At 69.7% G+C, this 14,863-nt stretch carries 14 protein-coding genes; 8 read left to right on the top strand and 6 right to left on the bottom strand.

The genetic code is table 11. The features are described 5' to 3' along the window. Positions 1-4: 4 nt before the first annotated feature. The 3 genes from AC07SQ_RS20355 to AC07SQ_RS20345 are packed head-to-tail and all read right to left on the bottom strand — an operon-like array spanning position 5 to position 1,760. On the bottom strand, positions 5-205 hold the full coding sequence (locus tag AC07SQ_RS20355) for a sporulation protein (protein WP_495272665.1): 201 nt from the start codon (positions 203-205) through the stop codon (positions 5-7). An 8-nt stretch (positions 206-213) separates the two neighbouring features. Then, positions 214-1,029 carry a biotin--[acetyl-CoA-carboxylase] ligase gene (locus AC07SQ_RS20350; RefSeq protein ID WP_492737545.1) on the bottom strand — a complete coding sequence of 272 codons (816 nt, stop codon included), beginning with the start codon at positions 1,027-1,029 and terminating at the stop codon, positions 214-216. 2 nt (positions 1,030-1,031) lie between these two features. Then, complete coding sequence (locus tag AC07SQ_RS20345) at positions 1,032-1,760, bottom strand: SET domain-containing protein (protein WP_370870000.1); 729 nt, start codon at positions 1,758-1,760, stop codon at positions 1,032-1,034. Between the two features lie 84 nt (positions 1,761-1,844). On the opposite strand from AC07SQ_RS20345, the gene AC07SQ_RS20340 reads away from it, so the two are divergent. Further along, on the top strand, positions 1,845-4,814 hold the full coding sequence (locus AC07SQ_RS20340) for a DNA topoisomerase III (RefSeq protein WP_062480385.1): 2,970 nt from the start codon (positions 1,845-1,847) through the stop codon (positions 4,812-4,814). Between the two features lie 6 nt (positions 4,815-4,820). Next, entirely contained in the window at positions 4,821-5,798 is a 978-nt protein-coding gene (locus AC07SQ_RS20335) for a tripartite tricarboxylate transporter substrate binding protein (RefSeq protein ID WP_495272664.1), read from the top strand. Between the two features lie 7 nt (positions 5,799-5,805). On the opposite strand, the gene AC07SQ_RS20330 is transcribed toward AC07SQ_RS20335, so the two are convergent. Next, a complete protein-coding gene (locus AC07SQ_RS20330) occupies positions 5,806-6,741 on the bottom strand; it encodes a LysR substrate-binding domain-containing protein (protein ID WP_369645665.1) in 936 nt (311 codons plus the stop codon). Positions 6,742-6,850: 109 nt separating this feature from the next. Between AC07SQ_RS20330 and AC07SQ_RS20325 the strand changes: the two genes are divergently transcribed. From AC07SQ_RS20325 to AC07SQ_RS20315, 3 genes are all read left to right on the top strand, one after another. Beyond that, positions 6,851-7,813, top strand: coding sequence for a tripartite tricarboxylate transporter substrate binding protein BugE (locus tag AC07SQ_RS20325; RefSeq protein ID WP_062480391.1), 963 nt, complete (start codon positions 6,851-6,853; stop codon positions 7,811-7,813). Positions 7,814-7,825: 12 nt separating this feature from the next. After that, positions 7,826-8,707, top strand: coding sequence for an N-formylglutamate amidohydrolase (locus AC07SQ_RS20320; RefSeq protein WP_095948349.1), 882 nt, complete (start codon positions 7,826-7,828; stop codon positions 8,705-8,707). A 95-nt stretch (positions 8,708-8,802) separates the two neighbouring features. After that, positions 8,803-8,982, top strand: coding sequence for a hypothetical protein (locus AC07SQ_RS20315; protein WP_062480395.1), 180 nt, complete (start codon positions 8,803-8,805; stop codon positions 8,980-8,982). A gap of 9 nt (positions 8,983-8,991) precedes the next feature. Here the strand turns inward: AC07SQ_RS20315 and AC07SQ_RS20310 are convergent, their stop codons facing one another. After that, positions 8,992-9,546, bottom strand: coding sequence for a TetR/AcrR family transcriptional regulator (locus AC07SQ_RS20310; RefSeq protein WP_495272663.1), 555 nt, complete (start codon positions 9,544-9,546; stop codon positions 8,992-8,994). Between the two features lie 150 nt (positions 9,547-9,696). Between AC07SQ_RS20310 and AC07SQ_RS20305 the strand changes: the two genes are divergently transcribed. From AC07SQ_RS20305 to AC07SQ_RS20295, 3 genes are read left to right on the top strand one after another with little or no spacing between them, the layout of a single operon-like run. Further along, complete coding sequence (locus AC07SQ_RS20305) at positions 9,697-10,533, top strand: thioesterase family protein (protein WP_495272662.1); 837 nt, start codon at positions 9,697-9,699, stop codon at positions 10,531-10,533. A 37-nt stretch (positions 10,534-10,570) separates the two neighbouring features. After that, complete coding sequence (locus AC07SQ_RS20300) at positions 10,571-12,220, top strand: acyl-CoA dehydrogenase family protein (protein WP_495272661.1); 1,650 nt, start codon at positions 10,571-10,573, stop codon at positions 12,218-12,220. Positions 12,221-12,237: 17 nt separating this feature from the next. Beyond that, positions 12,238-13,752, top strand: a complete 1,515-nt coding sequence (locus AC07SQ_RS20295; RefSeq protein WP_495272660.1) for a class I adenylate-forming enzyme family protein — start codon at positions 12,238-12,240, stop codon at positions 13,750-13,752. Positions 13,753-13,917: 165 nt separating this feature from the next. On the opposite strand, the gene AC07SQ_RS20290 is transcribed toward AC07SQ_RS20295, so the two are convergent. Next, the gene (locus AC07SQ_RS20290; protein WP_062480404.1) at positions 13,918-14,805 is read right to left on the bottom strand and encodes a gamma-glutamyl-gamma-aminobutyrate hydrolase family protein; all 888 of its coding nucleotides are present in this window, start codon (positions 14,803-14,805) and stop codon (positions 13,918-13,920) included. Between the last annotated feature and the right edge of the window lie 58 nt (positions 14,806-14,863).

The following is a 14,863-nucleotide window of genomic DNA, read 5'->3' as shown; positions in this document are numbered from 1 at the left end:
CAGGTCAGGGCGCAGGCGTGCTCGAAGGCTTGGCTTCCTTGCGGATCTGCACCCACTCGGGGTGGATTTGCCGCGCCATGCGCTGCGGCTCGCGCTCGTCGAGCGCCGCGGGCGCAAGCCCGAAGCCGGCCAGGTCGCCGCGCGTCCACAGCCAGTAGCCCGCGTTGGCGGCGAGCAGGGCGATGAGGACCAGGCGCAGCTTCATGCCCTCGCTCAGAAAGACATGCCGCGCGGGCGCACGCTCACTTCGTCGCTGGAGATCAGTTGCAGGCCGGCGTCGGTGCGCACCTGCAGCTCGCCGCCCCAGGCCACGCCTTCGCACAGGCCCGCGGTGCCGTCGCTGAGCGTCACCTCGCGCCCGCGCAGCACGTCGCGCGCCGCAAAGCGTTCGGCAAAGGGCGCGAAGCCGTGGGCCTCGAAGGCGAGCACGCTGCGCACCAGCGGCTCGGCCAGCGACAGCAGCACCTCGGGCGCGGACGCGTCGGGCTGCCACTGACGCAGCCAGGCCGGCGGCGTGCGCATGCCGTCGCCCTCGCGCGGGCCGATGTTGATGCCGATGCCGACCACGAGGTAGCGCGCGGCATCGGGCCGGGCGGTCTGCGGCATGGCGGTCTCGATGAGGATGCCGACCAGCTTGCGGTCGTTCACCCAGATGTCGTTGGGCCACTTGAGGCCGACCTGGTGCGCGCCCGTCGGGTCGAGGCTTTCGGCCACGCTCACGCCCACGGCCAGCGACAGGCCCGACCAGTCGGCCGGCGCCAGCGGCATGCCGAGCGAAAAGGTGAGGGAGGCGGGCGCCTCGGGCTGCTGCGCGCTCTGCCAGGGGCGGCCGAGACGACCGCGCCCGGCCGTCTGGCGCTCGGCCACGAGCAGCACGGGGTCGGTGCGGCCGGCGCGCGCGCGGCGCATCAGCTCGGTGTTGGTGGAATCGATTTCGGCCACGGCCTCGACCGCGAAGCCGGGCAGCAGCGGCGCGACCGTCGCGGCGATCCGGTCTTCGAACCAGGCGCTGGCCGGCGTCGTGGCCATCGTCAGTCTCCGGCGGCGGCCGGGGCGTCGCCCTTGGACTTCTTCTTGCCGTCGGCCTTTTTCTTGTCGGCCTTCTTGTCCGCTTTTTTCTTCTCGGCTTTCTTTTCAGCCTTCTTCGCTTCCTTGGCCTCGGCCTTCTTCTTCTCGGCTTTTTTCTTGGCCTTCTTCTTTTTCTTCTTGTCTTTTTCTTCGTCCTCGTCCTTGGGCGTCAGCAGCGTGCCGCGGCACATCTCGGAACCACACCAGCACGGGAACTCGGACAGCAGCTTCTCGGTGTACGGCTCGTCGATGATCAGGCCGTAGTCGTAGTTCAGTTCCTCGCCGGCGGCGATGTTTCTCAGGGCCTTGATATAAACGCGCCCATCGACTTCGTCAGCCTCGCAGTTCGGCTCGCACGAGTGATTGATCCAGCGCGCGTCGTTGCCCTTCACGTTGCCGTCGATCACGCGGCCGTCGTCGATGTGGAAGTAGAAGGTGTGGTTCGGCTGGGTCGGGTCGTGCGGATGGCGGCGCAGCGCCTCTTTCCAGCTGATGACCTCGCCCTTGTATTCGATCAGCGTTTCACCTTCGGCCAGGTCCTGCAGGGCGAACACGCCGTTGCCGTGGACGTCCGAGCGGCGCATCTGGATGCGCCGGCCACCGGAGCGCGTGGCGGCGGACCGTGCCTCGGGCTCGGTCACGGGGGCGGCTTCCTTGTCGCGGCCGGCGGAAAGTGGGGATTTGGAAGGCATCGCCGAAGTCTGTTAGGTTGAATATGCACACATGCGTGTGCGCGCGTGCGCACGCGGAAGCCGCAGAGTATAGAGAGCCCTCAGATGACAAAGACTTTGGTAATCGCAGAAAAGCCGTCGGTGGCCCAGGACATCGTCCGGGCCCTCACGCCGGTGGCCGGCAAGTTCGACAAACATGACGAGCATTTCGAGAACGACACCTACGTCGTGACCAGCGCCGTGGGCCACCTGGTCGAGATCCAGGCCCCGGAGGAATTCGACGTCAAGCGCGGCAAGTGGAGCTTCGCCAACCTGCCGGTGATTCCGCCGCACTTCGACCTCAAGCCGGTCGACAAGACCAAGACGCGCCTGAACGCCGTGGTCAAGCAGGCCAAGCGCAAAGACGTGACGCAGCTCATCAACGCCTGCGACGCGGGCCGCGAGGGCGAGCTGATCTTCCGCCTCATCGAGCAGTACGCCGGCGGCAAGAGCCCGCTGGGCAAGCCGGTGAAGCGGCTGTGGCTGCAGTCGATGACGCCGCAGGCGATCCGCGACGGCTTCGACGCGCTGCGCACCGAAAAGCAGATGCAGGGCCTGGCCGACGCCGCGCGTTCGCGCTCCGAGGCCGACTGGCTGGTGGGCATCAACGGCACGCGCGCCATGACCGCATTCAATTCGCGCGACGGCGGCTTCTTCCTCACGACCGTGGGCCGCGTGCAGACGCCGACGCTGTCCGTCGTCGTGGAGCGCGAGGAGCAGATCCGCAAGTTCGTCTCGCGCGAGTACTGGGAAATCCACGGCAGCTTCGCGGCCGAGGCCGGCCAGTACCCCGGCAAGTGGTTCAACCCCGACTGGAAGAAGGCCAACGCGCCGCTGCTGGCCAACGGCGAGCCCGATGCCGAGCAGCGCGCCGACCGCGTGTGGAGCGAGCAGGAAGCCCGCGCCATCGCCGACGCCTCGCGCGGCAAGCCCGCCACCGTCACCGAAGAGAGCAAGCCCACCACGCAGGCCTCGCCCGCGCTGTTCGACCTGACCTCGCTGCAGCGCGAGGCCAACGGCCGCTTCGGCTTCAGTGCCAAGACCACGCTCGCGCTCGCGCAGAGCCTGTACGAGCGCCACAAGGCGCTGACCTACCCGCGTACCGATTCGCGCGCACTGCCGGAAGACTATCTGCCGGTGGTCAAGCAGACCATGGAGATGCTCGCCAACAGCGGCATGAAGCACCTGGCGCCGTTCGCGCAGCAGGCGGTCGACGGCAACTACGTCAAGCCGAACAAGCGCATCTTCGACAACGCCAAGGTGTCGGATCACTTCGCCATCATCCCGACGCTGCAGGCCCCGAGCGGCCTGAGCGAGGCCGAGCAGAAGCTGTACGACTTCGTGGTGCGCCGCTTCCTGTCGGTGTTCTTCCCGAGCGCCGAGCACCAGGTGACCACGCGCATCAGCACGGTGGAGCAGGGCGGCAAGAAGTACCCCTTCCGCACCGACGGCAAGGTGCTGGTGAAGCCGGGCTGGCTCGCCATCTACGGCAAGGAAGCCCAGGACGACGAGAAGGAAGACGACAAGGACGGCAAGCGCCTCGTGCCGGTGAAGCCGGGCGAGATCGTGCAGAACGAGTCGGCCGACCTCAAGGGCCTGAAGACGCGCCCGCCCGCACGCTATTCCGAAGCCACGCTGCTGGGCGCCATGGAAGGCGCCGGCAAGACCATCGACGACGACGAGCTGCGCGAGGCCATGCAGGAAAAAGGCCTGGGCACGCCAGCCACGCGCGCGGCCACCATCGAAGGGTTGATCGCCGAGAAGTACATGCTGCGCGAAGGCCGCGAGCTCATCCCGACCGCCAAGGCCTTCCAGCTCATGACGCTGCTGCGCGGCCTGGGCGTGGAAGAACTCTCCAAGGCCGAGCTCACGGGCGAGTGGGAATACAAGCTCGCGCAGATGGAGAAGGGCGCGCTGAGCCGCGACGCCTTCATGCGCGAGATCGCCGAGATGACGGAGCACATCGTCAAGAAGGCCAAGGAGTACGACCGCGACACCGTGCCCGGCGACTACGCCACGCTCGCCACGCCCTGCCCGAACTGCGGCGGCGTGGTGAAGGAAAACTACCGCCGCTACGGCTGCACCGGCAAGAGCGGCACGGGCGAGGACGCCTGCGGCTTCTCGTTCGGCAAGTCGCCGGCCGGGCGCACCTTCGAGGTGGCCGAGGCCGAGCAGCTGCTGGCCAACAAGCACATCGGCCCGCTCGAGGGCTTCCGCTCCAAGGCGGGCTGGCCCTTCACGGCCGAGATCATCCTCAAGTACGACGGGGAAGAAGCGAAGAACTGGAAGCTCGAGTTCGACTTCGGCGACGACAAGAACGAAGACAGCGGCGAGATCGTCGACTTCAGCCAGCAGGACACCGTGGGCCCGTGCCCGGTCTGCGGCGCGCCGGTGTTCGATCACGGCAGCAACTACGTCTGCGAGAAGTCGGTGCCGACGAACGAGCAGCCGACCCCCAGCTGCACCTTCAAGACCGGCAAGATCATCCTGCAGCAACCGGTGGAGCGCGACCAGATGGAGAAGCTGCTGGCCACCGGCAAGACCGACCTGCTCGACAAGTTCGTGTCGATGCGCACGCGCCGCGCCTTCAAGGCCTTCCTCACGTGGAACGCCGAAGAAGGCAAGGTGACCTTCGAATTCGCACCGCGCGAAGGCGGCAGCAAGTTCCCGCCGCGCAAGACCTTCGGCAAGCCGGCCGCCAAGACCGCGGCGGCCAAGAAGGTCGCGGCGAAGAAGACGCCCGCCGCCAAGAAGGCACCGGCCGAGAAGAAGGCGGCCAAGCCGCGCAAGCCGGGCGCGGGCCTCAAGCCCAGCGACTCGCTGGCCGCGGTGATCGGCGCCGAACCGGTGGCGCGCACCGAGGTCATCAAGAAGCTGTGGGACTACATCAAGGCCAACGGCCTGCAGGACGCGACCAACAAGCGCGCGATCAACGCCGACGCCAAGCTCAAGCCGGTGTTCGGCAAGGACCAGGTGACGATGTTCGAACTCGCGGGCATCGTGGGCAAGCACCTCTCGGCGCCCGACGCGGCCTGACGACGCATGCAGCGCCGACACCTCGCGGCCCTGTGCGCCGCCGCGCTGCTGGGCGGCGCAGGCCTGGCCCAGGCCGCCGCGTGGCCTGACAAGCCCGTCAAGCTGGTCGTGCCTTTCCCACCGGGACAGGCCACCGACATCTTTGCCCGCGCGCTCGCCGAACAGCTCGGCAAGCGGCTGGGCCAGCCCGTGATCGTCGACAACAAGGCGGGCGCGGGCAGCAATATCGGCACCGAGTTCGTGGTGCGCGCACCGGCGGACGGCTACACGCTGGTGGTGGCGGGCAGCGCGATGGCGGTGAACCAGACGCTCTACGCCAAGCCGGGCTTCGACCCGCGCAAGGACCTGGTCGGCATTTCGCTCATCGCGAAGGTGCCGCTGGTGTTCCTGGCCACGCCCGAGAGCGGCATCCGCACGCTGGCCGAGCTCACGGCGCGCGCCAAGGCCGAGCCCGGCAAGCTGAGCTACGCGAGCGCCGGCATCGGCGGCACGCAGCACCTGTCGGGCGAAATGTACAAATCGGCGGCGCATGTGTTCATCACGCACATTCCGTACCGGGGCAGCGGCCCGGCGCAGGCGGACTTCCTGGGCAACCAGGTGCCGCTGATGGTCGATTCGGTGACGGCCGCGCTGCCGCACATCAAGGTGGGCAAAGCGGTTGCGCTGGCGGTGACGTCGGCCACGCGCTCGTCGCAGCTGCCCGAGGTGCCCACCGTGCGCGAGAGCGGCGTGGCCGGCACGAAGAACTTCGAGGCCGTGGGCTGGCTCGGCCTGATGGCGCCGCGCGGCACGCCGTCCGAGATCGTGGCCCGGCTGAACCACGAAGTGACCGACATCCTGAAGAGCGAGCAGATGGCGCGCTTCATCCGCGACCGGGGCTCCGAGCCGGCGCCGACGACCGGCGCCGAGTTCGACCGCTTCGTGGCGAGCGAGATCGGGCTCTGGGGTGCGGCGGTGAAGGCTTCGGGCGCCAAGCCCGAGTAACCCCTGCTCAGTTCTGCGCGACCGGCGGCAGCACGGTCGCTTCCCCGCTGCGGTCGACCTCGGCCAGCAGCCAATGGCGGAAATGATCCAGCGTGGCCAGTTGGCCGCGCCCTTCGGGGTAGCAGAACCAATAGCCCTCGCTACCCCGGTAGCCGCCGTTGGGCAGCGGCTCTTCCACCAGCCCCGACGTGATTTCGTCCTGCACCAGGCAGCGCGGCACCAGCGCCACGCCCATGCCGGCCATGACGGCGCGGATCATGGTCTGGAACTGGTCGAACTGCAGGCCGGCCAGCGGGTCGAGCCCGCGCACGCCGTGCGCCTCGCTCCAGTGCAGCCACGACTGCGGCACGCTCACGTGGCGCAGCAGGGTGCAGCGCGCCACGTCCTGCGGCGTGCGGATGGGGGCCTCGGCCTGCGCGGCGCGCGGGGCGATCAGCGCCACGTCCTGCCCCGCGAGGTAGTGCGAGCGCGCGCCGGGCCAGTGGCCGTCGCCGAACAGGATGGCGCAGTCGAGCTCGGGCCGCTCGAAGTCGTAGCCGTGCACGAAGGGCACGAAATGCAGCGTGATCTGCGGGTGGCGCTGCTGGAAGTCGGGCAGGCGCGGAATCAGCCACTTGGCGCCGAAGGTGGGCAGGGTCGACAGGTGCAGCGCACCGCCGCCGTCGCCACTGGTGATGAGCTCCAGCGTGGCCGCCTCCAGCTGCGCCAGCAGGGCGCGCACGGCCTTTTCGTAGCGCTCGCCGGCGGGCGTGAGCGCCAGGCGCTTGCGGCTGCGCTCGAACAGCGGCGCGCCGATCCAGCGCTCGAGCTCCTGCACCTGCTTGCTCACCGCGCCCTGCGTGAGGTGCAGCGCCTCGGCCGCGCGCGACACGCCGCCGAAGCGCACCACGGTGGAGAAGGCGCGCAGCAGGTTCAGGGGCGGGTTGAGGCGTCGCAGCGGCATGGGGGAGCCCATCAAGTCATTCCAGATTGGAATGATATCGGGTATATCCTTTGCTTCAGGTGAGCTGCAGCTTTGCACATTCACTCATCGTTCCATTGGAAGAACCCTCATGCAACGTCGTCATTTCCTCTCCACCCTGGCTGCCGTTTCTTTCGCCCCAGGAATATCCTTTGCCCAAGGCAAGCCGATCCGCCTGGTCGTGCCCTTCCCGCCCGGCGGCGCCACCGACATCACGGCCCGCGTGCTCTCCGAGCCCCTGGCCAAGATCCTCCAGCAGCCCGTGGTGATCGACAACCGCGCCGGCGCGGGCGGCTCGATCGGCATGGCCGAGCTGGCGCGCGCCACGCCCGACGGCCTGAGCTTCGGCGTGGCCACGCTGTCCACGCACGGCGTGAACCCGGCCGTGTACCAGAAGCTGCCCTACGACCCGATCAAGGGCTTCGCCGCCGTGACCGAGCTGGTGAAGGCGCCGGGCGTGATCGTCATCAACCCGGCCGTGCTGCCGGTCGGCAGCTTCGCCGAGCTCGTGAAGTACCTGAAGGCCAACCCCGGCAAGGTGTCGTACGCGTCGCCGGGCAACGGCACCATCGGCCACATGTGGGGCGAGCTGTTCAAGAGCAGCACCGGAACCTCGATGGTGCACATCCCCTACCGCGGTGCGGGCCCGGCCATCAACGACGTGCTCGCGGGCCAGGTGCCGGTGTACTTCGACCAGGTGGCCTCGTCGCTGCCGCACGTGAAGGCCGGCAAGCTGAAGGCGCTGGCCGTGTCCTGGAGCGGCCGCCTCGACGTGCTGCCCGAAGTGCCGACCTACGGCGAGCTGGGCTACGCGGCCAGCAACGACCCCTCGTGGTTCGGCATGATCGCGCCCGCCGGCACGCCGCCCGAGCTGGTGCTGCGCATGCAGCAGGCCGTGGCCACGGCGCTGAAGGACCCCGCCGTGCGCGAGCGCCTCGCGCTGCAGGGGCTGTACGCCTCGGGGACCACGCCGGCCGAGTTCACGAAGCAGATCGCGAGCGAGATCGAGAAGATGAAGAAGGTGGCCGCCTTCGCGCGCATCCGATTGGACTGACCGACACCGCCTATGCATCCAGTCCTGAAACTGATTCAAACCCGCGCCCAGGTGACGAGCGTCGCCGGGCACACCCCGCTGGTGCTGGACTCTCCGCACAGCGGCACCGTCTACCCCGAGGACTTCCGGCCCGTGTGCGAGCTCGCCACGCTGCGCCGGGCCGAGGACACCCACGTCGAGAAGCTCTACGCCTTCGCGAGCGACATGGGCGCCGCCTGGATCGAGGCGCACTTTCCGCGCAGCTACCTCGACGCCAACCGCGACATGACCGAGGTCGACACCACCATGCTCGACGGCCCGTGGACCGACCCGGTGTCGACCGACCCGCGCGTGCTGTCGAAAGTGCGCCTGGGCAAGGGCCTGATCTGGAAGCTCACCGACGAGGGCCTGCCGATCTACGACCGGCCGCTCACGGTGGCCGAGGTGCGCCAGCGCATCGACCAGTGCTGGCGCCCGTACCACGCGGCGGTGGCCCAGGCCATCGACGACGCGCATGCGCGGCACGGCTACAGCATCCACATCAACTGCCACTCGATGCCCGCCATTGCGGGCAGCCATGCCACCGACTTCCCGGGCCTGGCGCACGCGGACTTCGTGATCGGCGACCGCGACGGCAGCACGGCCGACCCGGCGCTGTCGCAGCGGCTGTGCGCGCACCTGCGCGCATGCGGCTACAGCGTGGACTACAACCACCCGTACAAGGGCGTGGAGCTGGTGCGCCGCCACGGCGACCCGGCGGCGAACCGGCACAGCATCCAGGTCGAGATCAACCGCAAGCTCTACATGGACGAGGCCACGCTGGCGCTCGACGAGGCCGGCGCCGCGCGGCTGCAGGCCGACCTGCGTTCGATGGTCGAGATGCTGCTGGCGACCGACCCGCGCGTGGCAGGCTGAACGACGCAGCCCCTGCAGGGGCTGGTGTCTTTGTTACAGGGCGGCCGGGGGCCCCGGCCTATAGTGGGACGTCCTTAGTTTTCTGGAGTCCTGCCGTGAAGTCGATCCTTGCCGCCCTCGCCGTCCTTGCGACCGGTCTGCTGGTCTCGGGCTGCGCCGGCACCGCGCCATCGCCGTCTTCGTCCTCCTCCACGTCTTCATCGGGCAGCGGCGTGACGGTGTTCGGCACCATCGACGCCGGCGTCAGCGGCACGACGAACAAGTCGTCGCGCTGAGCGAGAGCCTCAGGCGACCGTCGCCAGGTAGCCCCGCAGCGCATCGCGCAGCTGGCGTGACAGCGTCTGCAGGTCGGGCCGCCCGCCCGTGCCGATGTGGGTGTGCGCGACCAGGCCGTAGATGATGGTCTGGCACACGCGCGCCGCCTCTTTCTTCTTCGGGGCGTCGGCCTTCACGTCGCCCGCCGCGTCCAGCACGCCCACCCATTCGGCCACGAAGCGGTCGTACATCTTGCGGTAGGCCTCGGGGCTGGAGAGGTGGCGCTCCAGCAGGTAGTGCGCGCCCCAGGCCACGGGCTGCGTGCGGTGCGCGTCGAGCTGCGCATCGATCACCGCGTCGACGATCTCGCGCCATGGTCGGCCTTCGTTCGTGGCCACGACCGCGCGCATGTCCAGCAGCAGCGCCTTGGAGCGCAGGTGCAGGCACACGCGCGCCAGGTCTTCCTTGTTCTCGAAGTATTCGTAGAAGCTGCCCAGGCCCGTGCCCGCCACGGCCACGATCTCGCGGATCGTGATGGCGGCGTAGCCCTTCTCGACCAAAAGCCGAACAAAGGCTTCCTGCAAGGCCTGCGAGGTGTGGCGCGCGCGGGACTGGCGAGGCTTCCTCCTCGGGGCGGCGGCGGGTGCGCGGGCGCCGGTCATGGCCGCCGAACCCGAACACCTCGCGGGCGGGTTGTTCCTAGAATTTTTGATCCCATCGAAAGGCATTCTGCAATGACCTCGCCCGACCGCGCCCCCGAGACAACGCCCCCCGCCGTCTACACCGGCGAGGGCGACGCGTGGCTGCCCGACGCGCTCTCGCGCGGCCCGTGGGACCCGCGCGCGCAGCACGGCGGCGCGCCTGCCGCCTTGCTCGCCCACATCGCCGAACGCGCCGCGCCCGGCCCCGGCTGGCAGCTGGCGCGGCTCACGCTCGAACTGGTGAAGCCGGTGCCGGTGGCGCCGCTGGCCACACGCACGCAGTCGCAGGCCTCGCGCGCCACGGTGCGCGTGGGCATCGACCTGCTCGCGGGCGACACGGTGGTGGCGCGCGCGCACGCGCTGCTGCTGAAGACCTCGCCGCTGACCTTGCCGGCGAACCTGCCCACGGGCGACGCGCCGCGCGAACTGCTGCCGCGGCCCGAGGACTGCACCGAGCGACTGCGCATTCCCGGCCTGCCCGACGGCCTCTCGTTCCACCAGACCGCCGTCGAATCGCGCCTGGCGCAGGGCGACATCGCGCGGCCCGGCGCGGGCGCCGCGTGGTTCCGGCTGGCGGTGCCGCTGGTGCGCGGCGTGGCCACCTCGCCCGCGATGCGCGCGGCGGCGGCGGCCGACTTCGGCAACGGCCTGAGCTGGGTGCTGTCGCCCGCCGACTTCCTGTTCTCGAACGCCGACCTGAGCCTGAACCTGTTCCGCGTGCCCGAGGGCGAGTGGATCGGCCTGCGCGCCAGCACCGAGATGCACGCCGGCGGCGCGGGCCTCACCGTGTCCCACCTGTACGACACGCGCGGCCTCATCGGCCTCGCGACCCAGACGCTGGTGGTGCGCGAACGCGCCACCGCTGCCTGAACACGCCCCTCTTTCACCGCTTCACGGAGACAACGCCATGACCATTCCCGGCATCCATCCCGACAACCAGGTCCCCGAGCTCAAGGACTACAACGTCTACACCAGCGACCCCGCGCTGCGCGGCGCGGTGGGGCGCGGCGGCGCCGCCTGGCGCGACGACGAGCTGGTGCGCCAAGGTGCCGAGTACGGCGCCGAGGCCACGCTGCGCGCCGCCGAGGACGCCAACCGCCACGAGCCCGAGCTGCACACCCACTCGCGCACCGGCACGCGCATCGACAGCGTGCAGTTCCATCCCGCGTGGCACACCATGATGTCGATCGCGCGGCGCAACGGCATCGCCAACCTGCCGTTCTTCGACGAGCGGCCCTCGGCCTGGGTGGGCTACGGCGCCTCGCTGTACATGCACAGCCAGATCGAGTCGGGCTCGACCTGCCCGACCACCATGACCAAGGCCTGCATCCCCGTGATGCGCCGCAACGCTGCGCTGTACGCCGACCTGCGCGACAAGCTCGCCGCCCACGTGCACGACCCACGCGACATCCCGCTCAAGGGCAAGACCTCGATGACCGTCGGCATGGGCATGACCGAGAAGCAGGGCGGCAGCGACGTGCGCACCAACACCACGCGCGCGGTGCCGGCGGGGAGCATGGCAAGTGGCCCGTGGGGCGAAGAGTTCCTCATCACCGGCCACAAGTGGTTCTTCTCGGCGCCGATGTGCGACGGCCACCTGGTGCTGGCCAAGACCGACGAGCACGGCTCCTCGTGCTTCTTCGTGCCGCGCTGGCGGCCCGACGGCAGCAAGAACGCGATCCACATCCAGCGCCTGAAGGACAAGGTCGGCAACCGCTCCAACTCCAGCAGCGAGGTCGAGTTCAAGGAGGCCTGGGGCGTGCTCGTGGGCGACGAAGGCCGCGGCATCCCGACCATCATCGAGATGGCCACCGTGACGCGCCTGGACTGCGCGCTCACCAGCGCCGGCTTCATGCGCCAGGGCTTCGCGCAGGCGCTGCACTACACGCGCAACCGCTTCGCCTTCGGCAAGGCGCTGGTCGACCAGCCCGTGATGACCGAGCTGCTGGCCGACATGGCGCTGGAAACCGAAAGCGCCACGCTGCTGGCGATGGAGCTGGCCTCGCGCTTCGGCTCGCCCGCGCCGCTGGACACCGCCTGGCGCCGCCTGCTCACGCCCGCCGCCAAGTTCTGGAACTGCAAGCGCGCGGTGGCGCTCACCGGCGAGGCGATGGAGGTGTTCGGCGGCAACGGCTATGTGGAAGACGGCCCGATGGGCCGCCTGTTCCGCGAGGCGCCCGTCAACTCGATCTGGGAAGGCTCGGGCAACGTGATGTGCCTGGACGTGCTGCGCGCCGTGTCGCGCAACCCCGACGACGCGCACCTCGTGCTCGACCACCTGCAGGAAGTGACCGCCGGCGAAGCGCGCCTGCAGACCGAGGTGCAGGCCCTGCGCCAGATGGTGCAGCTCGCGCCGCAAGACCTGGAACGCCAGGCGCGCCGCTTCACGCAGCGGTTGGTGCGCGCGGCGCAGGCCGGCCTGATGCTGCAGCACGCGAGCCCGCTCGCCGCGGCGGCCTTCGTGTCGAGTCGCTTCGATCCCGACTGGGGCCCGGTGACCGGCATCAGCGCCGGCACCAGCGACCCCGGCGCGCTGGTGCGCGCCGCCTGGCACTGAGCACGGAGCCGACCCGGATGGATTTCGTTTCCCTGCTCGACCAGCACGCCCGCACCCAGCCCACCCACGAATGCCTGCGCGCCGCGGGCCGCGCGTGGACCTACGCCGAGTTCGCCGACCTCTCGCGCCGCGCCGCCACCGTGTTGCGCGGCCAGGGCGTGGGCCCTGGCGACAAGGTCGCGCTGCTGTGCTTCAACACGGTCGGCTTCGTCGCCGCGATGTTCGGCGCCTGGCGCCTCGGCGCGGCCGTGGTGCCGGTCAACCACAAGCTGCAGGCGCCGGAGATCGACTACGTGCTGGCCCATGCCGGCGTGCGCCTGTGCGTGGCCGACGGCTCGCTCGCCACGCAGGTCGCCGCGCGCATCGCGCACCGCTGCGACTGGCTCGCGACCGACAGCGCCGCCGACGGCCTGCCGATGTTCGACGCGCTGATGGCGCAGGCCGCGCCGATCGGCGACGACGCCCCGGCGCCCGGCACCGACACGCTGGCCCAGGTGCTCTACACCTCGGGCACCACGGGCAAGCCCAAGGGCTGCCTGCACAGCCACCGCAACGTGTTCATGGCGGCGGTGTGCACGGCGGCGGGCATGTCGCTGTCGCGCAACGAGCGCACGCTGGTCGCGATGCCGGTGTGGCATTCGTCGCCGCTCAACAACTGGCTCCTGGGCACACTGCTCATGGGCGGCACCGTGGTGCTGCTGCGCGAGTACGCGCCCAAGGCCTTTCTCGACACGCTGGCCGAGGAGCGCATCACCTTCACCTTCGGCGCGCCCATCGCCTTCCTGGCGCCGCTGTCGGTGGTGCCCGATGTACAGAAATACGACTTCAGCGCGATGCGTCTGTGGGCCTACGGCGGCGGCCCGCTCGGCGCCGACATGGCGCGCAAGCTGGCCGACAGCTACCGCAGCGACCGCTTCGTGCAGGTCTACGGCATGACCGAATCGGGCCCGCTGGGCACGGTGCTCTACCCGGAAGACGCGATCGCCAAGGCCGGCTCGATCGGCCGCGCGGGCGTGCCCGGCGTGGCGATCGAAGTGCGCCATCCCGACGGCCGGCGCTGCGGCGCCGGCGAGGTCGGCGAGATCCACCTGCGTTCGCCGGCCGTGATGCAGGGCTACCTCGACAACCCGCAGGCGAGCGCCGAGGCCTTCGACGCGCAAGGCTGGTACCGCACGGGCGACCTCGCGCGGGTGGACGAGGACGGCTTCCTGTTCATCGTCGACCGGCTGCGCGACATGATCATCACGGGCGGCGAGAACGTCTATTCGAAGGAGGTGGAAGACGCGCTGGGCGCCCACCCCGACGTGCAGGACGTGGCCGTCATCGGCCGCCCGCACCCCGAGTGGGGCGAGACCGTGACGGCGGTGCTGGTGGCGCGCGGCGGGCGCGCACTCGAGGCGCGCGAGCTGGTGCGTTTTCTCGAGGACCGGCTGGCGCGCTACAAGATCCCGCGCATCTTCGAAGTGCGCGAGAGCCTGCCGCGCACGGCGACGGGCAAGCTGCTCAAGCACCTGCTGCGCGACGCGGGCTGAGCGTTGGACAGTGCGGCCGTTGATCGGCCGGCACAACGACAGCGCTCAGCGGGCGCAGGACACTGGGTGCTTCCCGCAGCGAAATCAAGGAGGAGGCCGAAGGCCGGGGGACATTCGCGGAGGGAAGTACCCGGTGGCCTGTGCACGCGCCCCGAACAGCAACACTCAGCGCCGCAGCAGCGCCTGCCGCAGCAATCGCGCCGCCCGGTTGCGAATGCGCCCCTGCATCTCGCGCATGCTGGTGCGCGGCGCCACGCGGGCGGTGGCGCAGGCCCACAGGAAGTCGTGCAGGATCGGCGTGTCGTCCACGGTCTCGGTGCTGCCGTACTTGTGAAACTCGGGGTGCCACTGGGTCGCCGCGATGTAGCCGCGCCCCTTCTCGGGCCGGCGGCGGATCGCCTCGGGCACGCGGTCGGGCAGACTCCAGGCCTCGATCTCGAAGCCGGGCGCGAGCCCCTTGATGCCCTGGTGGTGGATGCTGTTGACGCGCGCCGTGCGCACCTCGGGGTACAGCTTCGCCAGGCGCGTGCCTTCGACGATCTCGATCTGGTGGAAGTTCTGGTCGTAGGTCACCGGGTCGCGGTGGCGCACCGTCTCGGGGTGGCCGTGCTGTTCCTCGATGTCCTGGTAGAGCGTGCCGCCGAAGGCCACGTTGATCAGCTGCAGGCCCCGGCACACGCCGAAGATCGGCTTGCCGGCCTGCTCGAAGGCCTCGACCAGCGCCAGGTCGTACAGGTCGCGGATCTGGTCGCCGATCCAGGCGTCTTTCAGCGGCTCCTCGCCGTAGCTGCCGGGCCACACGTCGGCGCCGCCGTGCATCACCACGCCGTCGAGCCACTCGGCGTAGTGCGACAGCTTGGTGTCGCCGCGCGCCGTCTCGCCCGTGGGGCAGGGCACCATCACCACCATCGCGCCGGCCGACATGAGCCAGTGGGCGATCGATTGTTCGACGTACTGCAGCGTCTTGTTCGTGAAAAGCGAGCGGGCCGGGTCGGCGTGCGAGAAGCAGGCGGACAAGCCGATCTTGAGCCGGGCGGCGACAGGCTGAGACATGTCGATGGGTTCCCTGTGGACAAAGTTCATTGTGCGCCCATCGAACTTCGGTCGTGTG

It is taken from the genome of Variovorax sp. GW821-FHT06D12, assembly GCF_059419205.1.
This window is presented reverse-complemented; position numbering and strand designations above follow the sequence as displayed.